Origin of the sequence: Tumebacillus algifaecis, from assembly GCF_002243515.1 — a bacterium.
Classification (GTDB): domain Bacteria; phylum Bacillota; class Bacilli; order Tumebacillales; family Tumebacillaceae; genus Tumebacillus_A; species Tumebacillus_A algifaecis.
On the sequence record NZ_CP022657.1, the window covers coordinates 1,643,084 to 1,665,388 of the forward strand.

20 protein-coding genes and 1 pseudogene are annotated in these 22,305 nt (G+C 53.3%); 15 read left to right on the forward strand and 6 right to left on the reverse strand.

Annotated elements, in window-relative coordinates:
* Positions 1-80 precede the first annotated feature (80 nt).
* The 5 genes from CIG75_RS07170 (at position 81) to CIG75_RS07190 (ending at position 5,386) form a co-directional block, all read left to right on the forward strand.
* A complete protein-coding gene (locus tag CIG75_RS07170; protein ID WP_094236028.1) occupies positions 81-1,049 on the forward strand; it encodes an AAA family ATPase in 969 nt (322 codons plus the stop codon).
* Positions 1,046-2,203 (forward strand): DUF58 domain-containing protein, encoded by a 1,158-nt coding sequence (locus CIG75_RS07175; RefSeq protein WP_094236029.1) that lies wholly within the window; start codon positions 1,046-1,048, stop codon positions 2,201-2,203. The genes CIG75_RS07170 and CIG75_RS07175 overlap by 4 nt, the downstream gene beginning before the upstream one ends.
* A complete protein-coding gene (locus tag CIG75_RS07180) occupies positions 2,200-3,477 on the forward strand; it encodes a DUF4129 domain-containing protein (protein ID WP_094236030.1) in 1,278 nt (425 codons plus the stop codon). Before CIG75_RS07175 ends, CIG75_RS07180 begins: the two co-directional genes overlap by 4 nt.
* Positions 3,478-3,580: 103 nt before the next feature.
* Complete coding sequence (locus CIG75_RS07185; RefSeq protein WP_094236031.1) at positions 3,581-4,084, forward strand: GNAT family N-acetyltransferase; 504 nt, start codon at positions 3,581-3,583, stop codon at positions 4,082-4,084.
* A 120-nt stretch (positions 4,085-4,204) separates the two neighbouring features.
* The gene (locus tag CIG75_RS07190) at positions 4,205-5,386 is read left to right on the forward strand and encodes a thiolase family protein (protein WP_094236032.1); all 1,182 of its coding nucleotides are present in this window, start codon (positions 4,205-4,207) and stop codon (positions 5,384-5,386) included.
* Positions 5,387-5,628: 242 nt separating this feature from the next.
* On the opposite strand, the gene CIG75_RS07195 is transcribed toward CIG75_RS07190, so the two are convergent.
* A complete protein-coding gene (locus tag CIG75_RS07195; RefSeq protein WP_094236033.1) occupies positions 5,629-6,354 on the reverse strand; it encodes a hypothetical protein in 726 nt (241 codons plus the stop codon).
* 113 nt (positions 6,355-6,467) lie between these two features.
* On the opposite strand from CIG75_RS07195, the pseudogene CIG75_RS07200 reads away from it, so the two are divergent.
* Both CIG75_RS07200 and CIG75_RS07205 read left to right on the forward strand, forming a co-directional pair.
* Positions 6,468-6,991 (forward strand): annotated as a pseudogene (locus CIG75_RS07200) (D-glycero-alpha-D-manno-heptose-1,7-bisphosphate 7-phosphatase).
* Positions 6,988-8,379 carry a class II fumarate hydratase gene (locus CIG75_RS07205; RefSeq protein ID WP_094236034.1) on the forward strand — a complete coding sequence of 464 codons (1,392 nt, stop codon included), beginning with the start codon at positions 6,988-6,990 and terminating at the stop codon, positions 8,377-8,379. Before CIG75_RS07200 ends, CIG75_RS07205 begins: the two are co-directional and overlap by 4 nt.
* 67 nt (positions 8,380-8,446) lie before the next feature.
* Here CIG75_RS07205 and CIG75_RS07210 read toward each other — a convergent pair whose 3' ends face one another.
* Positions 8,447-9,370 (reverse strand): proline dehydrogenase family protein, encoded by a 924-nt coding sequence (locus CIG75_RS07210; protein WP_322348605.1) that lies wholly within the window; start codon positions 9,368-9,370, stop codon positions 8,447-8,449.
* A 219-nt stretch (positions 9,371-9,589) separates the two neighbouring features.
* Here CIG75_RS07210 and CIG75_RS07215 point away from each other — a divergent pair, with 219 nt between their 5' ends.
* The 6 genes from CIG75_RS07215 (at position 9,590) to CIG75_RS20645 (ending at position 15,619) form a co-directional block, all read left to right on the forward strand.
* Positions 9,590-9,928 (forward strand): hypothetical protein, encoded by a 339-nt coding sequence (locus CIG75_RS07215; RefSeq protein WP_094236035.1) that lies wholly within the window; start codon positions 9,590-9,592, stop codon positions 9,926-9,928.
* Positions 9,929-10,030: 102 nt separating this feature from the next.
* Positions 10,031-11,581 (forward strand): L-glutamate gamma-semialdehyde dehydrogenase, encoded by a 1,551-nt coding sequence (gene pruA, locus CIG75_RS07220; protein WP_094236036.1) that lies wholly within the window; start codon positions 10,031-10,033, stop codon positions 11,579-11,581.
* Between the two features lie 219 nt (positions 11,582-11,800).
* Positions 11,801-12,844 carry a uroporphyrinogen decarboxylase gene (gene hemE / locus CIG75_RS07225; RefSeq protein ID WP_094236037.1) on the forward strand — a complete coding sequence of 348 codons (1,044 nt, stop codon included), beginning with the start codon at positions 11,801-11,803 and terminating at the stop codon, positions 12,842-12,844.
* The gene (gene hemH, locus CIG75_RS07230; RefSeq protein WP_094236038.1) at positions 12,841-13,776 is read left to right on the forward strand and encodes a ferrochelatase; all 936 of its coding nucleotides are present in this window, start codon (positions 12,841-12,843) and stop codon (positions 13,774-13,776) included. The genes hemE and hemH overlap by 4 nt, the downstream gene beginning before the upstream one ends.
* Positions 13,777-13,782: 6 nt before the next feature.
* Positions 13,783-15,243 carry a protoporphyrinogen oxidase gene (gene hemY / locus CIG75_RS07235; RefSeq protein WP_094236039.1) on the forward strand — a complete coding sequence of 487 codons (1,461 nt, stop codon included), beginning with the start codon at positions 13,783-13,785 and terminating at the stop codon, positions 15,241-15,243.
* A gap of 211 nt (positions 15,244-15,454) precedes the next feature.
* On the forward strand, positions 15,455-15,619 hold the full coding sequence (locus tag CIG75_RS20645; protein WP_157729435.1) for a hypothetical protein: 165 nt from the start codon (positions 15,455-15,457) through the stop codon (positions 15,617-15,619).
* A 259-nt stretch (positions 15,620-15,878) separates the two neighbouring features.
* On the opposite strand, the gene CIG75_RS07240 is transcribed toward CIG75_RS20645, so the two are convergent.
* Positions 15,879-16,676 (reverse strand): carbon-nitrogen family hydrolase, encoded by a 798-nt coding sequence (locus tag CIG75_RS07240; RefSeq protein ID WP_094236040.1) that lies wholly within the window; start codon positions 16,674-16,676, stop codon positions 15,879-15,881.
* Positions 16,677-16,909: 233 nt separating this feature from the next.
* Between CIG75_RS07240 and CIG75_RS07245 the strand changes: the two genes are divergently transcribed.
* Complete coding sequence (locus CIG75_RS07245; protein WP_227874418.1) at positions 16,910-17,593, forward strand: DUF421 domain-containing protein; 684 nt, start codon at positions 16,910-16,912, stop codon at positions 17,591-17,593.
* A 43-nt stretch (positions 17,594-17,636) separates the two neighbouring features.
* On the opposite strand, the gene CIG75_RS07250 is transcribed toward CIG75_RS07245, so the two are convergent.
* The 3 genes from CIG75_RS07250 to CIG75_RS07260 form a co-directional block, all read right to left on the reverse strand.
* Positions 17,637-18,299 carry an oxidoreductase gene (locus CIG75_RS07250; protein WP_094236042.1) on the reverse strand — a complete coding sequence of 221 codons (663 nt, stop codon included), beginning with the start codon at positions 18,297-18,299 and terminating at the stop codon, positions 17,637-17,639.
* A gap of 64 nt (positions 18,300-18,363) precedes the next feature.
* Entirely contained in the window at positions 18,364-19,239 is an 876-nt protein-coding gene (locus tag CIG75_RS07255) for a metal-dependent hydrolase (RefSeq protein ID WP_094236043.1), read from the reverse strand.
* A gap of 359 nt (positions 19,240-19,598) precedes the next feature.
* Entirely contained in the window at positions 19,599-20,558 is a 960-nt protein-coding gene (locus tag CIG75_RS07260) for a restriction endonuclease PLD domain-containing protein (protein ID WP_094236044.1), read from the reverse strand.
* A gap of 618 nt (positions 20,559-21,176) precedes the next feature.
* Between CIG75_RS07260 and CIG75_RS07265 the strand changes: the two genes are divergently transcribed.
* The gene (locus CIG75_RS07265; protein ID WP_094236045.1) at positions 21,177-22,292 is read left to right on the forward strand and encodes a DNA cytosine methyltransferase; all 1,116 of its coding nucleotides are present in this window, start codon (positions 21,177-21,179) and stop codon (positions 22,290-22,292) included.
* Positions 22,293-22,305: the final 13 nt, after the last annotated feature.

Below are 22,305 nucleotides of genomic sequence, written 5' to 3' on the forward strand. Positions count from 1 at the left end.
GAAAAACAGTGGCAGAATATTCTATAAATTTTATATAATCCAAACAGGAAAGTAATAATCATTTTGGGGGGTTCTGTCAAATGACAAAGAAAAGTACAGAAGTTGCACAGAAGATCCGTGCCGAGGTTGGCAAAGTGATCGTTGGACAAGAAGAAACGCTCGACCTGTTGCTCGTAGGTCTCTTCTCAGGTGGCCACATGCTGCTTGAAGACGTGCCGGGCGTAGGGAAAACGGTGCTGGCGAAAGCGTTGGCCGCCAGCATCGGATCGAAATTTACCCGCATTCAGTGCACGCCAGACCTCTTGCCGTCCGATGTGGTTGGGACGACCGTGTTCAACCAAAAGAGCGGCGAGTTCGAGTTCCGCGAAGGGCCGTTGTTCTCGCAGTTGGTGCTGGCCGATGAGATCAATCGCGCGATCCCGCGCACCCAGTCGGCCTTGCTGGAAGCGATGGCAGAAGGCCAGATCACGTCGGACGGTGTATCGCGCAGACTGGACCGCCCATTTTTTGTGATCGCCACGCAAAATCCGATCGAATCGCATGGCACGTTCCCACTGCCGGAAGCACAGCTTGACCGCTTCCTGATGCGCATTTCGCTTGGCTACCCGACGCACGAAGAAGAGCGCACCATCTTCCGCCTGTCCCGTCAAGAAGCGTCCCGCACCGCGATGGAAGCGGTGGTGACGCCAGAAGATGTGATCGAAGTGCAAGACGAAGTGCGCCTCGTCCACATGAATCAAGAGGTGGAAGACTATCTGATTCAGCTGATTCGCAAAACGCGCAACTGGGAAGGCGTCGCCTTAGGCGTTTCGCCGCGCGGTCTGATCGCACTTGGGGCAGCTGCGCAAGCGCTCGCTGTGATTCGCGGCCGCGACTACGTATTGCCCGATGATATTAAATACCTTGCACCAAAAGTCCTCGCCCATCGCCTCGTCTTGGATTCGTCGATGCGGATGAAGCAAAAGACTGCCCACGATGTGCTGGAGGAAATTTTGAACGACGCCTCGGTGCCGGTCGAAGATGATGCGGCACAGGCTGCGGCAAGATGAGCGCCCTGCTTTGGGTCGTGGCACTGGTCGCTGTCATCTACGGCTACTCCAAACTGTGGGAGCGCTACACGGCAGGCAAGATCAAGCTCACGATCCGAATTGACGAAGAGATCATCTATGACGGAGAAGAGGTCGAAGTCTGGACGGTGCTGGAAAATGAGTCTTGGCTACCGATCCCTTGGCTCGAACTGCTGATGGGACTGCCCTCTTCCTTGCGGGTCATCGAAGGGGCAGAGGAAAAAGAAGAGATCGCCTATCGCACGTTTCTCCTGCCGAGACAGCGGGTGCAACGGATGCACAAAGTACGCGTCAAACGCGGCACGCACCGCTTGGTCAACGCGGAAATTCAATATGGTGATGGCATCGGCTTGAAAGGGATGTTCGAACAACTTCATCTGTTTGGCCGCATCCAGGTCCGCCCTCGCGTCGCTGAAGAATTTGACATCGATCTGCGCTTGCAGGAGTTGGTCGGGGAAAAATCGGTCGTGCGCTGGTACCAAGAGGACAGTTCGCGGCTGATCGGCATCCGCTCCTATATGCAGGGCGACCCGTACAAAGCGATCCATTGGCGCGCGACCGCGCGGACGGGGGAGTTGATGGTCAAGCAATTCGACACCACGTCAGAGACCGATTTTTACGTCGTGATGAACGTGCAGTTTTTCGCTACCTATTGGTGGGGCACGATCAAAGAGGTGGTCGAGCAACAGTGCCGCATTGCCGCGAAACTTTTCCAGCGTGCGGAAGAGCAGGCGTTTCCTTTCGGCCTCTATACCAACGCTTCTTGGTCGGGAGCAGGCTCCTTGCATATTCCGTTGCAAAGCCTCCCCGGACAGATGGATGCGGTGTTGGCCGCACTGGGCGACTTGTCATACAAACCGAATTCGCCTTTTGAAGACATCTTGCGCAACTTGCGCGGGCGCTTGCACAATCGCTCGACGCTGGTTGTGATCACCCCGTACTGGGATGACCGCATCGCGAGGGAGGTCGAGATGTTGCGCTCGGAGGGCCATCAACTGCTGCTGATCGCGAGTGATCACATCGCCGATCAACTGCCCGGCCTGTCGCCATCGATCCCGGTCGTGCCCCTGCATGTTGAAAACGCCGAAGTGGAGCAACTGGAAGGGCAAGGCGGAAGCGAGGAGGTGCCAGCATGAACAAAGCGATTCGCAAGGTGATCTTGTTCGGTCTGGCCAGCCAAGCGTTTGCCGTGACGACGATGTTCACCATCTTGAGTGGTCTGCTCGAACACGGTACGCGCTACATTCCAGCCTTTGCCGGGACGGCGGTCGCGCTGATTCTCGTCGCTATGCTCGTCTATCGTCGCAACAACCTCACGGAGCGTCGGACCTTTCTGATTGCAGGCATGGTGACGATGGGGCTTGGTGTGGCTGGGATGGCCTGGATCGACTCCGCCCAGCTGCTCTTCCCGTTGCTGATCTTTGGCGGCCTGGGCGCGTTCATGCTCCTGCGGATGAGCCAAACGATCGACGACATGCGCTACATCCGGCAGTCCCTGCTCGACCAATACAAGCTCGATCTCCAGTTGATCTTCGCCTTTATCGTCTTCACGATCTTTTTCCAAGATGACTCCACTTGGCAGACGAAAATGGTGCCCTTTTTTGTCATCTTCCTGTTCCTGCGAATGACGGCGCTTTCGATGGCCTCTCGCCTGCAACGTGGCGTCAAAGGAAACACGACGCGGCTGGAAACCCTGCAAAACAATCTGCCCGCCCTCTTTGTCGGTGTCATCCTGATCGCCGCGTGGGTACTGAACACGATCGGCGTTCCCGTTTTCAGATGGTTCGTCGGCATCGCCATGACTGTGTTAGGACCGATCTTTTATGCGGTTGGCCATATCGTCGAATACTTGGCCAACTGGCTGAGCGGTCATAAAAATCCCGACGGCCAGAAAGTGATCGACGATCTCATAGAAGGCATTGGCGTACCGCCAGACGAGGATTTTTACTTTGATAGCGACGCGTGGAACCCCTTCAACGAAACGACCCTGTTCGTGCTGGCGGCGATTGGGCTGGCGATCCTGATTCTGTATTTCTTCCGGCGGATGAAGCGGGCACAGCAGTTGCAGGCGGCGATCGGCATCGTCGAGATGCGCGAATTTATCCACAGCGACAAGCCGCAAAAAGGTAACGTGCAGGCTGCACCCGCATCCGGTAGGCTGACGGAGATGCGCAAGATCTATCGCCGTTTCCTGCACGCGATGAAACAGACTGGGCACAAGCGGAACAAAGGTGAGACTGCGCTCGAATACATTCAAAAAATCTCGAGCCAACAGCCCGACTTACAGTCCTCAATGCAGGAGTTGACCGACTATTATATGCAGGAGCGTTACGGAGATCGCTCGGTGCAAGACCAACTTCCGCGTGCCGACTCGCTCAGCCGCGAATTGTCTGGCCCTGACAAGAAATAAATAACAAACGGTAGGAACCTGCAAGGGCTCGACATCGTTCGGGCCCTTTCACATTGTTTCTGTCCGCGCTTCTGTCCGCACCTAGTACAAGGAGGTACACGCGATGCAATACCGACTGATCACCGCTCTCGACCAACTCACCCAAACCGCCCTCACCGAACTTTCTACTCTGATTAAAGAAGCGTGGCGTAAAGTCTACATCAACCTCGGAGTCTACAGCGATGCCTACGAACGCGATGAATCATTCTGGGGCTGCTCGATGATCGAGAAAGAGCTGAAAGCTGGCCACCGCTGGCTTATCGCTTATGAAAACGATCGGTGCATCGCCGCTGTGCTGCTTGAACAAACAGAGCCAGCCCTGATGCTCCGCCTGTTGGGCGTGCATCCCGATCACCAAGGACGAAGCCTCGGCGCCGCTTTGATCGGCCAAGCGGAGCAGATCGCTCGGTCGGAAGGCAGCCCGAGCCTGACCCTGTTCACGTCAAGCCTGCTCACCACCTTGGTAGCGTTTTATGAACGACTCGGCTTTCAAATGTTCAAACGAGAATCGGTCACCAGATTTGGACTCAACTATGATCGCGTGTTCCTGCAAAAATTATTGAACTAACCAGTCTAAAAGCTTATGATGAAAGTATTGAAAACAGATTTCGCACGTTAAACAACAGGTTCCAACGACTCCCCCGAGGGAGCGATTTTCATATCAGGACATAAAAGGAGAGAGCTGCTCATGAAAAACGTCTATCTTGTCTCGGCAGTCCGTTCCGCGATCACATCGTTTGGCGGCTCGTTCAAGGAAATGTTGCCGTCCGACCTGGCTTCCCAAGTGCTGAGCCGAGCGGTTGAGCGTGCAGGCATCGAAAAGTCGCAGGTCGAGGAAGTCATCCTCGGCCACTGCATCCAGCGCACCGACGAGCCGAACACCGCCCGCACCGCCGCATTGAAAGCGGGCTTCCCCAATACGGTGCCGGGCTACACGATCCAGCGCCAGTGCGGTTCTGGCATGCAGGCGATCCTGTCTGGGATGCAACAGATTCAAACAGGTTACGCCGACATCGTCCTCGCGGGTGGTGTCGAGGTGATGTCCTCATCGCCGCATGTGCTCAAGCAAAACAGATGGGGCCAGCGTCTCCAGCACAGCACCCTTTTTGACACAGTCTGGGAAGTGCTGACCGACCCGCTCACTGGCGACATGATGGGGCACACGGCGGAGAACCTCGCTGAAAAATACAATATCTCCCGCGAAGAGCAGGACCTGCTCGCGCTCGAATCACACCAAAAGGCGCTCGCCGCTCTCGAAGCGGGTCGCTTTGAAAAAGAGGTCGTGCCGATTACCGTGCAAGCTGGGCGCGGCAAGACGATCGAAGTCACCCGCGACGAACACCCGCGTGCTGACATATCGGCAGACAAACTGGCCAAACTGCGCCCTTCCTTTCAAGCGGATGGTGGAACGGTCACCGCAGGCAACTCATCGGGCCTCAACGACGGGGCTTGTGCGGTCGTCCTGATGTCCGAAGAGAAAGTGCATGAGCTTGGCGTCACACCGCTTGCGAAAATCGTCGCCGGTGCAGTCGCAGGTGTTGAACCAGAGTTGATGGGCTATGGCCCGGTGCCTGCGGTGCAAAAGTTGCTCGGACAGACGAGTCTCACCGCCGCGGACATCGATCTCTGGGAGATCAACGAAGCGTTCGCCGCCCAATATATCGCCGTCGAAAAACTGCTCGATCTCGATCGTTCGAAGGTGAACGTCAACGGTTCGGGCATCTCGCTCGGTCATCCTGTCGGGGCAACGGGCGCGCGCATCGTTACGACTCTTGCTCACGAACTGCACCACCGCGGTCTCACCCGCGGCATTGCCACCTTGTGCATTGGCGGGGGCATGGGCCTCGCGCTCATGATCGAACGCACGTAAACGGCCTAGAACTGCGGAATCTGGCCGCTAAACTGCACCACGGCTTGTCTGAAGCCTCGGCTACCGTCTACAGCGGCAGGGCAACGGTCACCTACCCAGAAACGAAGACAAAAAAACAGCACCGCAAAGAGACCCCCTCGATGATTGGCGGGTCTCTTTTCATCTGACTTGTTAGCAGCTACACAATCTTGGCACAGATCAAAAAGATGCCGCACTTCCGAATGGATCGTGGATGCCAGCCATCACTGCTTTTTGAATTTGAGATTGTTGTACTTATGTACGACATCACCACTCACCCCATCGACAAACACTTTCCACTCTGCTGGCACGCTCATGTCACGGATAGTCACGACATAGACCAGTGTCACTACATCGGGCTCTGGATAGGGAAAGTAAAACAACTGTGCCATCGGTTTGCCATCCGTCTGTTTCGGTTTCACCTCTTCGATCGCCTTTTTGATCGCCGCGTCCGAATCGAGCGTCGGCTTTCGAATTCGCTCCGTATGCTTGGCGAGATCGGGCGTGAACTCACCGTTGACCGAGCGCACCACTCCACTCTTATCGATGTGCACGATCAACTCATCGCCCCATACTGGGATGTTGTTGCAGATGTGGGTGAGGCGAACATGTCGGATGCCCATCTCATCGGTATGAACGGTTTTCAACCGAAATGTCTTTTTGGCCGAGTCGAAATGATAAAGCGCCTTCACAGAGTCCATAAATTTCAACGCTTGCTCTAGTGGCTCGCCCTTGAGCGGCTTAGAGAGCTGGCCAGAGATGATGCTTGGCGTACCGAGTGATGGATTCCACTGCACTTGAATCGTGCCGCCGCTTTGCTTGGTCAACTCCTGAATTTGGCGATGCTCGGCCTCGCTCAGCTTCGGTTGCGTGGCAGCTGCGGTCAGAGGGGTGAAGATTACGGTCAAAGCGAGCGCAGCGCTAAGCAGTTGTTTCGACTTGAGTGCCATCTGTCAGCATTCCCTCCTTTGACTGATTCTGTCAGCGTTAGCCTGCCCAAGCAAACGAGGGACTACGCATCTCTGAAGGGGGAAACCTATAGGAGGAAGGGGGTACATTCGCAATGGCAGACAAAGCCGTATTTCTCGATCGCGATGGCGTGATCAACGACCACGTGACCTATGTGAACACGCCTGACGATCTGATCTTATTTCCTGACGTCGGCAAAGCGATCAAAAAGCTGAACGATGCGGGCTATAAAGTGTTTGTCGTCACCAACCAAGGGGAGTCGGGCTTGGTTTCATGAAAGAAGAAAACTTGCGCGCTGTGCACGACAAGATGGAGCGCGAACTGAAAGCGGACGGAGCGATCCTTGACGAGATCGCCTACTGCCCGCACAAGCCGAAAGCAAACTGCCTCTGCCGCAAACCGGAGCCGAAAATGATCATCGACCTCGCTGAAAAATATGACATCGACCTGAAAAAAAGCTACATGGTCGGTGACCGCGACACGGACGTTTTTGCAGGACAGAAAGCAGGAGTGAGCACCATTTTTCTTGGTGAGCCTTTTGCCCAAGCTGACTTCAGCGTCAAAACGTTGGTCGAGGCGGCCGACCTGATCTTGCAGCAAGAGGGGGTAGGGGAATGAACGAGCAGTTTCGTGTGTCCCGCGATTCACTCGGCGAGGTCAAAGTTCCAGTCGATGCTTATTATGGCCCGCAGACGGAGCGTGCCAAGCACAATTTCCCGATCTCCGGACTGCGCCTGCCGCGTCGTTTCATCCGCGCTCAAGGGATCATCAAACTCTGCGCGGCTCGTGCGAACCACGCTGTTGGCGCACTTGATGGCGAAGTAGCTGGCGCGATCATCTCCGCCGCGCAGGAAGTGATCAACGGCGATTTTGACCATCAATTTGTCGTCGATGTATATCAGGCTGGGGCGGGAACATCACAAAACATGAACGCCAACGAAGTGATCGCCTCCCGCGCTTCCGAACTGCTCGGCGGCGAACGCGGTGACACGTCCCGCGTTCATCCGAACGACCATGTCAACATGGCGCAGTCCACCAACGACACGATCCACGTCGCCTTGAACATCGCGGCGTTTGAAGGCATCTATCACGATCTGTTGCCTGTGCTGAAGCGCTTCGAAGACACACTGCGGACGAAAGCGGCAGAGTTCGATCCGATTGTCAAATCGGGCCGCACCCATCTTCAGGACGCGGTGCCGATTCGCTTGGGTCAAGAGTTCGGAGGCTACGCACAGGCGGTTGAAAACCGTCGCCTGCTGCTGGAAAAAACGGCTCGATCGTTGTTGGAAATCGGCTTGGGCGGCAATGCAGTGGGCACGGGGATCAATGCGCATCCCGAATATTCGGAGACGGCGATCCGCATGATCGGGGAGTACACCGGAGTCGGCTTCGTACCGCCACAAAACTTTTTTACCTTCGTCCAGAACCCGGAAGCGGCAGTGGGAGTGAGCGGTGCGCTGCGTGCACTTGCCATCACGATCAACAAAATTTCCAACGATCTGCGCCTGCTCGCATCTGGCCCGCGCACCGGATTTGCAGAGCTCAAGCTACCTGCGGTCCAGCCTGGCTCTTCGATCATGCCAGGGAAAGTCAATCCGGTGATGGCGGAGATGATGAACATGATCTGCCATCAGGTGATCGGCTTTGACGCCTGTATCGCATCGGCTGGTGGACAGTCCCAATTGGAGTTGAACGTCATGATGCCAGTGCTGGCCTACAACCTGCTCCAAGCGATCCACATCTTGGCGAACGGGATCAGCGCCTTCAACGAGAAGTGTGTCCGCGGTCTCGAAGCGGACGCCGAGCGCTGCCAACACTTTGCCGAAATGAGCACCGCCTTAGCGACCTCGCTCAATCCGCTCGTCGGCTATGACCGTGCAGCCGAGATCGCGAAGACGGCGTACCGCACCGGGCGGACGGTTCGCGAAGTGGCCAAGGAACAAGGGATAGATGAAGCTGCTCTGCAAGAGTTGCTCGACATTCGCAGCCTAACTGGGAATCATTGATCGGTAGTAGGTGTAAGCAGAACAAGAGCCCGTCCAAGTTGGACGGGCTCTTGTTGATCGTGGTGATCTATTTGCGGAACATGTTTTTGATGATGAAGAACGCATTGGCCGGACGTTCGGCAATGCGGCGGGAGAAGTAGCCATACCAGTCGTTGCCGTATGGTACATAGACGCGCATCGCGTAGCCTTCTTTCACCAATTCGCGCTGTGTCTCCGGGCGCACACCATAGAGCATTTGGAATTCAAACTGCTCATTCGGGATGTTGTGCTGTTTCACAAATTGTTTCGTGTGGTTGATCGCGTTGTCATCGTGCGTCGCAACCGCAGCAAAATGACCGGATTGCAGATGCATGTCGATGATCTTCAGGTAGTTGGTGTCCACTTCCGCCTTGTTCGGGAAGGCCACCTTCGGCGATTCCATGTAAGCGCCTTTGACCAGACGCAGGTTCATCGTTTCATATTCGTTTTCCAGACGTTTCATGTCGTCAACCGTGCGGTACAGGTACGCCTGAATGACGAGGCCGACATGTTTGCCATATTCACGCTTCAACTCATCGAAGATCTCCATCGTCACATCAAGATGCGCGTAGTCTTCCATGTCGATGCGGACAAAATTGTCATACTGACGTGCTTTGTCGAGGATCAGATGCATGTGTTTCAAACACAATTCCTTGCTCAGGTCCAGACCGAGCGAAGTCATTTTCAGCGACAGGTTGGATACGACACCGCTTTCATGGATCGCATCCAATACGTCCAAGCAGGCTTGCGTCGAAGCTCTTGCTTCGGCCTCGTCAAACACGAACTCGCCCAGATGGTCGAGCGTCACGACCAAGCCTTCCTTGTTCAGCAACCGTACCTGTTCGATCGCTTCTTTCAAGGTTTCACCTGCCACAAAGCGAGCTGCACCCAGTTTCATCCCATACTTTTTAATAAAACCGCTGACCAGCTTATTTTCAGCGACAGAAAGAACGATCTTACGGCTAAATGACAAAGAAATCGACCCCACTTTTGAAATTAAGGTTAGAAACCTATGTAAGAGAATATAGCAGACCACAAGTCTTCAATTCAGTATAGCACAAATTGACTTCTCGCAAGCAAGATATGTCGAAATTGTGTCGAGCCTATTTTGCCAGAAAAGCGGGCAGTGCGGGCGTTCGTCACATATGCTAGCGGTGTCCGAACACTGAAATGTGGAAGGGAGATACGCCAGATGAGCCAATCAAGTGCGCACCGCGTCTTAGGCGCAGGACCTGTGATCACCACGGCACCCGGTGCGGTTCCGCCGATCATCGTGTCGGGCTACCCGCTGGTCATGCAGCCGTTGCAATTCCCGCTCCAACCAGCACTCTACCCGAGCGTTTATAGTTTCCCGACAACCTATTATCCGCAGCATATGTGGCCCCGAACGGAGGAGTCCCGTTTCTTTCCGGTGCCGATTCCGCCGCTGTTTCCACCCGTTTACGGTCCGATCCCACCACTGATCGCCCCCTTGCCGCCGCCGATCTATCCTTATCCGGCACCGCCCTTTGCGTTTCCTATCGTCTTTTAACTTGATCAAAGGGGGAAAGAGAGAACTTGCTTCCCCCTTTCAACTTCGATACAATTATCATTGGCATCAAACAACCAATAATTACATATGGGGGAATTGAAGATGGGCGTTAACGTTTTCAAGAACGAACCATTTACCGATTTCAGCAATCCTGAGCAAAAGCGTGCGATGGAAGCTGCACTCGATCTGGTAGCATCACAACTTGGCGGTGAGTATGACCTGGTCATCAACGGCAAGCGCATTTCGACCGAAGGCAAGTCCGTTTCGATCAACCCGTCGAACAAAGACCAAGTGATCGGTCACATCGCGAAGGCTGACCAAGCTCAAGCTGAGGAAGCGATGCAATCCGCTCTGTCCGCTTTTGCATGGTGGAAAGCAGTTCCGGCTAAAGAGCGCGCGCGAGTGTTGCTTCGCGCATCGGCGATCATGCGCCGCCGCAAGCACGAGTTCTCCGCATGGCTCGTATACGAAGCGGGTAAAAACTGGGGCGAGGCTGATGCTGATACGGCAGAAGCGATCGACTTCCTCGAATTCTATGCGCGTGAGATGGTTCGCCTCGCAGAAGATCAGAACCTGACTCGCATGGAAGGCGAAGACAACGAGCTGTCCTATATTCCGCTGGGCGTCGGCATCGTCATCCCGCCGTGGAACTTCCCGCTCGCGATCATGGCTGGTATGACGGCTGCGGCTGTCGTTTCTGGTAACACTGTCGTCCTGAAACCGGCAACTCCGACTCCGGTCATCGCAGCGAAATTTGTGGAGTTGCTCGAAGAAGCAGGTCTCCCGGCTGGCGTTGTCAACTTCGTTCCGGGCTCCGGCGCTGTGATCGGCGACTATCTGGTTGACCATCCGAAGACTCGCTTCATCTCCTTCACCGGTTCTAAAGAAGTCGGCGTTCGCATCTACGAGCGCGCAGCAAAAGTACATCCGGGCCAAATCTGGCTCAAGCGTGTCGTTGCAGAGATGGGCGGCAAAGACGCACTCGTCGTTGACAAAGGCGTCGATGTGAAAGAAGCGGCTCAAGCGATCGTTGCATCCGCATTCGGCTTCTCCGGTCAAAAGTGCTCGGCGTGCTCCCGTGCGATCCTGCACGAAGACATCTACGACGAAGTGTTGGCACACGTGGTCGAACTGACCAAGAAGCTGACCGTCGGTCCGTCACACGAATACAACATCGGCCTCGGCCCGGTGGTGGACGAGTCTGCCTACAACAACATCCTCAACTACATCGAGATCGGCAAAGGCGAAGGCCGCGTGCTCGCAGGCGGCGGCAAAGCGGAAGGCAACGGTTTCTTCATCGAGCCGACCGTCATCGCAGACGTTGACCGCAACTCGCGCGTCGCACAAGAAGAGATCTTTGGTCCGGTGCTTGCTGTGATCAAAGCGAAAGACTTCGACGATGCGCTTGACATCGCGAACTCCACCGAATTTGGTCTGACCGGCGGTGTGTTCTCCAACGACCGCTTCAACTTGGCGAAAGCTCGTGAAACGTTCCATGTCGGCAACCTGTACTTCAACCGCAAGATCACAGGCGCGCTCGTCGGCGTGCAACCGTTCGGCGGTTTCAACATGTCGGGCACCGACTCCAAAGCGGGCGGCTATGACTACCTGCTGCAATTCACCCAAGCAAAAGTTGTGGTGGAGCGCTACTAATTGCAAAATGAGCAAGAAAAATACCACTCGGGACTTCGGGTGGTATTTTTTGCTCATTTTGTGATGCAAAGCGGGCACCTGGGAGCAATTCAAGGTGCCCGCTTTCTTATGTGACACAATTCCTTCATTTGATTCTCGAAGCCCGTTGCGCTAGAATGACAATGACCAAATTATGCTGTTTCAACCAATACATATCTCTCATGAACTGGGTGACTAAACATGACCTTTAACGATACGTTTTTACGAGCAATTCGCAATGAAAAAGTTGACCATGTGCCGGTCTGGTACATGCGTCAAGCGGGCCGCTACCAAGCATCTTACCTCAAAATTAAAGAAAAGCACTCTCTGATGCAGATCTGCGAAATCCCCGATCTCTGTGCGGAAGTCACACTCTCTCCGGTGCGCGATCACAACGTCGATGCGGCGATCTTGTACTCTGACATCATGATTCCGGTCAAGCCGATGGGCGTGAATGTGGACATCGTGGCTGGCATTGGACCTGTGATCGACAACCCGATCCGCGTATTGAAAGACGTGCAAGCGCTCCGACCACTCGAGCCGGAAGCAGACCTGCCGAAAACGATGGAAACGATCCGCATTTTGCGCGGCGAACTGAACGTACCGCTGATCGGCTTTGCAGGTGCACCATTCACCCTCGCTTCCTACATGGTCGAAGGCAAACCATCCCGCGACTACCATAAGACCAAGCGTATGATGTACGCCGCTCCGGACGTGTGGTTCGCCCTGATGGACAAGCTCGGCGAGATGGTCGTCACCTACATGAAAGCGCAAGTGGCAGCAGGTGCCCAAGCGATTCAGATCTTCGACTCCTGGATCGGTGCCCTGTCCCCGCGCGACTACGAGCACTATGTGTTCCCGACGATGAAGCGCATCTTCGAAGGACTGCGCGACGTTCCTGTTCCGAAAATTTACTTTGGCGTCAATACGGGCCATCTGCTCAACCTGTGGAAACAGCTGCCGATCGACGTGATCGGCGTTGACTGGCGTGTGCCGCTGAACGTGGCGAGCGAGCGCGTCGGCAATAGTTTCGCGCTGCAAGGCAACCTCGACCCGGTCTACCTGTTGGCACCGTTTGAAGTCCTGCAAGAGGAAGTCAAACGCATCATCGACCTCGGCCTCGCGCACGGCGGCGGCTACGTCTTCAACCTCGGGCACGGCCTGTTCCCGGAAGTGTCAGAAGAGGTGGTCACCAAGTTGACCGCCTTCATCCATGAGTATTCTGCAGGGAGACTGCGTGGATGAGTAAAAAGGTGATCGGAATTTTAGCGATGGCGTATGGGACCCCATCTTCTGTCGAGGAGATCCTGCCGTACTATACCCATATCCGTCGCGGACGCCCGCCGGAACCGCAACAACTGCAAGAGTTGACTGAGCGCTACGAGGCGATCGGCGGTCTTTCGCCGCTCAATGAGATCACCGCTGCGCAGGCGCAAGGTTTGGAACGCACCTTACACGAACTGAATCCAGCGGCCGACTACCGCGTCTACACGGGCATGAAGCACGCACATCCGTTTATCGAAGAAACGGTACAGCAGATGGTCGCAGATGGCATCGAAGAAGCGATCGGCGTCGTCTGGGCTCCGCACTACTCGACGATGAGCATTGGCACCTACATCAAAAGCGCCGAAGAAGCGCGTGAAAAGTGGGGGGGACCACAGGCGATCTCCTATGTGGAAAGCTGGCACGTCCAACCGCTCTTCATCGACTCGACTGCGAAACGGGTAGCGGCGGCGCTCGCCCAGTTCCCAGCCGAGGAGCGCGCTTCCGTTCCGGTCGTCTTCACCGCGCACTCGCTCCCCGAGCGAATTTTGCAACTGGGTGATCCGTATCCGCGGCAGATCGAGGAGACGGGGGCTGCTGTGACCGCACAGATCGGCCACAACAACTGGTTCACCGGCTGGCAAAGCGCCGGAAGAACCCCTGAGCCGTGGCTCGGCCCGGACATCCTCGACGTGATTCGTGAGCAGCATGCCCAAGGCGTCACCTCCATCGTCATCTGCCCGGTCGGTTTCGTCTCCGACCATCTCGAAGTGCAGTACGACATCGACATCGAGGCCAAACAACTGGCCGACGAGCTCGGCATGAAGCTGGTGCGCGTGGCAAGTCCGAACGACGAACCGCTGTTTTTACAGGCGGTAGCGACTGCCGTGCTCGAACAAGCCAAAAAGGGATGAAGCCAGATGGAACAACAACAGGTCAAAACGGTCGTCGTGATCGGCGGCGGCATCACTGGGATGAGCACCGCCTACTATCTCGAACAGAAAGCGCGTGAACAAGGCATCGCCCTGCAAGTCTACCTGCTTGAAGCGGACGACAAGCTCGGCGGTAAAGTGCAGACGGTGCGTCGCGACGGATTTGTGATCGAAGCAGGTCCCGACTCCTTTCTGGCCCGCAAACCGGCGGGGGTTAAGCTCTGCCGCGAACTGGGCATCGACGATGAACTGGTTGGCACCAACCCGAATGCTCGCAAGACCTACATCCTGCACCAAGGCAAATTGCATCGCATTCCGCAGGGGCTGAACATCGGTGTACCCACCCAGTTCGTACCGTTTGCAACAACGGGGCTCCTCTCCTGGGGCGGCAAACTCCGCGCCGGACTCGACCTGATCAAGCCGAAAAGCGAGCGCAAGGGCGACGAGTCGCTCGGTGCCTTTTTAGAGCGGCGGCTGGGCAATGAAGTGGTCGATCGTCTCGCGGAGCCGTTGTTGGCGGGCATCTACGCCGGAGACTTGCGTAAGCTGTCGATGCGAGCCACCTTCCCGCAGTATGAACAGCTCGAACAAAAATATGGCAGTCTGATTCGCGGCATGCTTGCCCAAGCCAAGGAGGCCAAAGCACAAGCGAACGCCGCCACGCAAGCGGAAGGGGCCGCCGCCGTGCGCCCGCTGCCAAACTCTGTGTTCCTGACCTTCAATACGGGTCTGCATCGCTTGATCGAACGTCTCGAAGCGGCTTACGAGCACACCGAAGTACGCAAGAACACACGGGTCGAGCAGGTGGAAGCGCGAACAGAAGGTGGCTACTCTGTCCGCATGGATAACGGTAGTACGCTGGAAGCGGACGCAGTGGTGATCACCACGTCGACCTACGATGCGGCGGGTATTCTGCCGTCCTCCTTCAGCGCCAAGACGCAGCTCACCCATGTGCCGTACGTGTCGGTGGCAACGGTCGTCTTCGCCTTTGATCAAGGCGTGATCGACTTCCCGTTTGACGCCAGCGGATTTGTCGTGCCGAAAAAAGAAGGCCGCACGATCACGGCAGCCACGTGGACCTCATCCAAATGGTTGCACACCGCCCAAGACGGTAAAGTGTTGATGCGCTTTTACGTCGGGCGGGGTGGTGATGAAGCGATCGTCGATGAGCCAGATGAAGAGATCATCCGCCGCGTGCGCATAGACCTAAAGGAAACGATGGGCATCACCGCCGATCCGTCGTTCTCGATCGTCACCCGTTGGCGGCGCGCGATGCCGCAGTATACGGTCGGTCATCTCGACCGCATCAAGACATTTGTCGAGCAGGCGGAGAGCGAAATGCCCGGCGTTTACTTTGCCGGGGGAGGCTATACCGGGCTTGGCATCCCCGATTGCATCGCACAGGGGACGACTACGGCTGAGCAAGTATTGGCCGCTTTCAAACGATAGACAGATCTACCGAAAAGGGCTGACGCGATCAGCCCTTTTTGCATATTTGGAGCACAAAATACAAATCTTATCGATGACAGAGAACCTGCCAAACGTGAAAAAATTGGCAACAAAATATTCAACAAATGTTCAGAAAATTCCGCTTGTTATTTGCTGATAATTCTGTATAATCAGTAATAACATTTAATTGAATGAAAGGAAGGGATCAAAGATGTCCCAACACCATGAGCAATGCGCTTTGTGTCAAGCCGAAACTGACTATGTGCCGGGAACACCGTCCTACGAGCGCCGCAACTATGTTGAAACGGCAGGACAGCTTTGTGCCGAGTGCTATGAAGAGATCGCACAGAACAAAGAGTGGCATAACCTCCTGTAGAGACGAGTGAACGGGCCGAATGAACAAAAGACCTCCCGATTGAAAACGGGGGGTCTTTTGTGTTTGACTCAGCTTAGCACCCTTGATAATCGGGAACGAGCAGGAAGAACAGAACGAAGATGATCAGGAACACGACTGCCCAACGGGTGTAAGTACCGAAAGTACCGTCCATGTGAGTTCCCCCTTTCCGAGGTAGAGTTGTCCAATCCTCTACCTATAGGAAATGCAAGGTCGTCCTGTTCGGTGCGTACAGAACCGTCTATTTTTGACTGTACAGCTCTGGACGACGATCTTCAAAGATCGGAATGCGGCTGCGAATCTCCGGCACGACCCCGAGATCGATCGTCACATGATGAATGCCTTCCGTTTCATCTGCCTCCAGCAGAATTTCGCCCCACGGATCGATCACCATCGAGTGGCCGAAGAACTCAGTTTCTCCGGCGCGTCCAACTCGGTTACAGGAGACGACAAACATCTGATTTTCAATCGCGCGGGCGATCTGCAGATGACGCCAGTGGTTCAGGCGCGGGTGCGGCCACTCGGCAGGTACAAACACCACCTGTGCGCCAGACAGCGAGAGTGTGCGCGACAGTTCGGGGAAGCGCAGGTCATAGCAGATCATCGACCCGATCTCGACACCATCGAGCGAGAAGCGCCCGATCTGCTCGCCGCCTTGCAGGTACTTTTCCTCATCCATCAAGCGGAACAAGTGAATCTTCGAATAGTCACCGACCACAGCTCCTGTGCGATCGAACAGGTAGGTCGTATTGTATACTTCGCCATCCCGCACATCAGCGACCGAACCGGCCAGAATGTTCACGCGATGTTTCGCGGCGAGAGCACCGATCATCTCACGCGTTTGTGCCCCATTTTGGTCGGCGATCTCCCGAATGTTGTGCAGCGAGTAGGCGGTGTTCCACATCTCCGGAAGTACGATCAGATCGGTGCCCTGCGCAGCCGCCTGGTCGATCCACTCGGTCGCTTTGGCAAAATTCGTTGCCGGGTCGCCCAACGCAATGTCCATTTGCAACAAGGCGATACGTACAGGTTGTTTCATTGATATTCCTCCGCTCCATCAAAAAATAGTCAGTGCTTATAGAGTAGCACGAAGCCACAAAAAAACCCACCCTCCAATCGCGCAGAGCGACTGCTGAACCGACCGATCCAAGATGCCCTTCGTGCGAAGCGGACGTTGAGGACGATTCTGGGAAGCGGGGAAACAGCTTGCAGGCCCGATACAATGCTGGAAAATGGGGCAGAGTAAGGGCAAAGGAGTTGAGCCCGTTGCATGTGGAGACCTTTTTGCGACCGATCGCCGCATTTTTTGCCCTGTTGCTCATCTCGCGGGTGCTGGGGAAAAAGCAAATTCGGCAAATCACAGCGTTCAACTATATCTCAAGCATCGCCTTTGGCGCCTGTACCGCGATGCTGGCCTTCAACCTGACGCTTCCATTCTGGCCGCAACTGGCTGGGATGTTCACGTGGGGAGCATTGAGCTACATCACCGAGCAAGTCGCCCAAAAGTCCCGTCGCATCCGACTCCTGCTCGAAGGGGAGCCAACTGTGGTGATCAAGCAGGGCAAGATCTTAGAAAAGTCGCTGGGCAAAGAAAAGATGAACGTGGAAGAGCTGATCATGTTGCTCAGGCAACAGCAGATCTTCTCCTTGACCGAGGTGGACTACGCCATTTTGGAACCGGACGGCCAACTGAGCATTTTGAAAAAGATGAACAACCAGCCTGCGACCAAACAGGACCTGCAAACGGGCAGTCCCAAAGCGGCTGCATTCGGTGTGCAAATCGTCTCAGACGGTCAAGTTCTCACGCACAACCTGCAAACGATCAAACGAGACCAAACATGGCTGGACCAGCAACTCCGGCGGCAAAAGATCCCTTCGCTGCATTCTGTGTTCTACGCGGAAGTGCAAAAGGACGGAAAGCTGTATGTGGATAAGCGGAAGGATCAACCCTATTAGAAAGCCGAACTCGGTGCCCGACGCACCGAGTTCGGCTATTGCATCAGGGTCGAGCAGCGCCTAGCGTGGCGATGCGATCCGATTCATAGATGTGCACACCACCAGGACCTGCTAGCGCCGTTTGGAGCATCGCAGCGGCCACAGTCCGCCCGTGAATGGGCCTGTATTTGCGCGGGAGCAGTGGGGTGAGTGATTTCGACATCACCGTGCCGAACTGCTCGCCGAGGCGGAATTCCTTGCGGTCGCCAAGAAGTATGGAGGGGCGAAAGATGTGCAAAGACGGGAGGTCGAGCGTGCGGAGGTCCGATTCGATCTGGCCTTTGACCTGATTGTAGAAGAAGGAAGACTTCGCGTTGGCACCTATGGAAGAGATGATGAGGTACTTCTCTACGCCATGCGTTTTCGCGAGGCGTGCCAGTTCGAGCGGGTACTCGTAGTCCACTTTACGAAAAGCTTCTTTGGTCTTGGCCGTTTTGATCGTGGTGCCAAGGCAGCAGAAGAGGTCGCTGACGTGGATGTGCTCGCTGTAGGTAGGGAGGTTGTCGAAGTCAACGACGACCTGTTCCAGTTTGGGATGCGACTGCGGGAGAGGCTTGCGAACGAACAGGGTGACTTTTTGGTAGGAATCGCTGTGAAGCAGTTGGGTCAGTAGTTCGCCTCCGACGAGGCCGCTGGCCCCGACGAGCAGGGCGGATTTGGTTGACATGAGAATCACCTCTGGTTGTAGTATACAAGAAAGACGAGCGCCGTGTCGGGCTCGTCTTTTTGTATTAGTGGTTGCCTTTATCGATGAACTCAAACAAAAAAGACTGCCCGTTGCGGAAGAATCGCGGATCATAGATGCCAAGTTGCTTCTCATCATCGACCACGACGACAAACGGAGACCATTGTTGCAAAGTCTTGGCCGCTGGATTCTGGGCAAAGAGGTCATCCAAATTCGCGTTTGTAGCGGTAGGGAGTGTACGAATCAACACAGGTTCGCTCCAGACGGTGGCTTTGGAAATCTCCACGACGTTGCCACGCTTCCCGATAACTTGATAGTTCCAAGGAACAAACTCGGCCGCAAGCGCGACCTGCTCATAGCGGTCATCGACAGACTGGTAGATCGCGTACCCTTGGACCGATTGGATGAGGATGTGAGCCGCGATGAGGCACCAAGCGGCCTTGAAGACTTTGTGACTGGGTACATGCTTGCGTACTCGGTTGAAGATGAAAGCACCAAGGATGATCGCCCAGATGGTGAGGTCGATGATCGGGATCGTTCCGAAGGTTAGGCGTGCCTGGGAGAAGGGTTCGAAGTACCCAGTTCCCCACGCGTTAAAGATGTCCGATGTGTCGTGTATGAAGACGGCAAGCAGTCCCAGGTAGAAAATGCGCCTGTCCTTGGTCCGCCAGATCAGGAAGCACACGATCGAGAGCAACAAAGCCCACCCCGGCACGAGGAAGATGGAGTGCGTAATGCCACGGTGCCACATCAGGTACTGTCCTGCTGTATCCCACAATTGGGAGATGACGTCGATGTCGGGGATTTGACTGCCGACGAGGGAGGTGAGGAGGAAGGAGTGTTTGAGTTCTTTTGACATCTCCTCTTTGTTAATCGCTTTATATAAGAGAATTCCAAATAAAGTATGTGTGACTGTATCCATTACGTCCCCCTGATTCCTGTAGTTATCACTAGTTTAACAAAGAAAATTCGAGATTGGGAGTAAGGTGATACTGCTGCGCAATATTGGCCGAAAATTGACTGCTCCTGATGCCAAAAGGTTGACGAAAGAAGTCAGCACTTTCATAGAGAATCTAGATAGAGTGGGGGAATCAAGTCAATTTGCCTGCAAGTGTGCCACAGCGACTACTACCACAGGTTGCAAGCGATGAACGGTTTGCATAGTAAAAATTCAAAAAGCGTGTATACCTTTTACCATGAAGTAATTGGTCTACACGCTGAGCCGATCTTTCATAAGTAAGATCGGCTTGCATTGGTGATAAGGTAGTTATAGCGAAATTACTATTGCTCAGGTCTGCAATAATCTAGAAAGTACGTTTCTTCATCAATTTTGTAAAGGGCTACACTTGTACGGCCATATGCCAGCAAATCTTCGGTCCTAACCTTAGCGCCCAAATTGACGGCAAGGCGGTTTCTGAAGTATTTACCAAAAATACTATTGTTTCTAGTAGTGTGAATGGCTTTTTCAAGCCCTTCGTCACCTTGAGCCATTACACAGACAAAACTTTGACCATCATCTGTAATCATGGTGAACTCTCTGCCTCTAGGTGGAAAGAAATCAGTGTGAATGAAATGAGCAGTCCTTGGTACAGGCAAATAAGCTTGATTAGGTTCACGCCCGTCCCTTTGACCCCAATTTAGCCCACTTCTACTATGAACTTCTCGACGTCTACCACGGGTTATAAGTAAGGGAAGTTCGACAGATGGACGGTCTGTTAGGAGAATCGATTCCACCGATTTCACATCAATTTCAGTTGTTCTTGGATTCCTTTGATACGACATTTGCAGATGATCGAATACACTCGGATCTGTGCAATTAATTGATAGATGCTGCGGAGGGAAGGCCTCTAGAACGTGTTCTGCATTCGTTGGAACCATCATTTCCTGATAGCCTCTGAAACCGTTCCAAGTGAAGTTAGCCGAACCGGCAAAAGCTATCATTCCTTCAAAGTCAGACCAAATCAGCGCCTTGACATGTATTGGAGGTGTTCCAATGAAATAATTTACCTGCAATCGGCCATATTCATTAGTCATTCTAACGTATTCGTTATGTTCCCAAATTGGAATTGGTTGTGTCCTACTCATTCCTATTGTGAGTTCAAGGGACAGTCCATCAAACTGTTCAAGAATATGTTTTACAAAGGCAGAAGAGGAATACCCAGTTAAAACTTTTAGATTTCTATATCCTTCCGAATAAGGTGATTGAATAACATCATTGAAAAGATTGGGCCATAATACCATGAGCAACCTCCAATCAGTAATATCTATATTTATTGTAGCAAAATACAGATTAATTTTGGTAGATACTGTTCACCTTTTTTATACATAGTAAAATGGCGAGCCTATTTATGAGCAGTATAGATCGATCAATGATTCTAGGTCTGAATTTATCAAATGGTAAAAAGCTACTTGCCTGAGTTCTACAGATAAAAAAATCACTAGGGATAAGAGCAAGGCCATATTGGAACAAGATACTGAAAGAGTAATTCCACTGTGCCACATTTGATACATACCCTGAATCTCCTATATCTCTTGCTATCTGTTCATGAAGTGAAAAGAGAGGGAAGGGGACGATATTATTAGGCGACATGCTTTCTTCGAGTGATTGCGTAGTGCAAAGCGATACCAAACAGTTAATGTATTCCTGTATCCGTTTCTTCCACCTTTTTGTTCTAATTCTCACAATACAAAAGAGTCTCTGGATGGATTCCAAGTATGCTATGATACATGTAGAATGATAGGATTGGTGTCGGTCGATTTTGCCAGTATTGTTGGATAGAAGTCAGGTCAACGTTGCCGAAATAGAATAAGATTAATCACAACAAGTGAGATACAACACAACTGACTGAGGTGTGAGATATGATATTTAAAATGGGAGAGATCTTTAATGGTCCGGGCGGACTTGGGTATGGAGCCAAAACTGCTGATGTTAAGGGCTATCAAATTGATCACGTTTGGGCAAATGATTATGACGAGAGTGCATGTGCTACTTATCGTCGAAATATCTTTAATGGTGACCCGAATGCAAAGGTTTATCACTGTCCGGTACAAGAACTGAATATTGATGAACTGGAAGAGATTGATGCTTTTGCATTTGGCTTTCCTTGCAATGATTACAGCATCGTAGGCGAACAGAAAGGGTTTTCAGGTGATTTCGGTCCGCTGTATACCTACGGAGTAAAAGTGATCAATAAATTCAACCCGAAGTTTTTTGTTGCCGAGAACGTTGGAGGTTTGCAAAGCGCTAACGATGGGTCAGCATTTGTGAATATTTTGGCCGATTTAGCCACTGCTGGTAAATATGGATATCGACTTGTGCCGCATCTGTATAAGTTTGAGGAGTATGGCGTACCGCAAAGCAGGCACCGTATTATCATTGTTGGTATTCGAGAAGACCTTAATTTGGATTACAAAATACCGAGTCCCTTTACAAAAGATAACCCTAAAACTTCCAAACAAGCGATCGAAGTACCGCCAATCCCTGTTGATGCAGAAAATCATGAACTCACGCGCCATACAGCTAAAGTAGTTGAAATGCTAAAACACATCCCACCGGGAGAAAATGCTTGGTACGAAGGAATTCCTGAGCACTTACGTCTGAAAGTCAAAGGCGCGCGACTCAGCCAAATATACCGTCGTCTTCATCCTGATAAACCTTCATACACAGTGACCGGAAGTGGTGGGGGTGGTACTCACGTGTACCATTGGGAGGAACCACGTGCACTGACTAATCGTGAACGAGCGCGCTTACAAACTTTCCCAGATCATTTTATCTTTGAGGGACAGAAAGAAAAAGTTCGCCAGCAGGTTGGGATGGCTGTTCCGCCAGCTGGGGCGAAGATTATCTTTGAAGCGATCTTGAAGACGTTTGCTGAAGAACCGTATGAATCGCTAGAAGAGTCTCAGTGGTGGAAGGGACTCAAAATCGATCTGAAAGAATTGAAAAACGATAAACAATTACAACTAACCCTTTAATCTCTGTTATAGA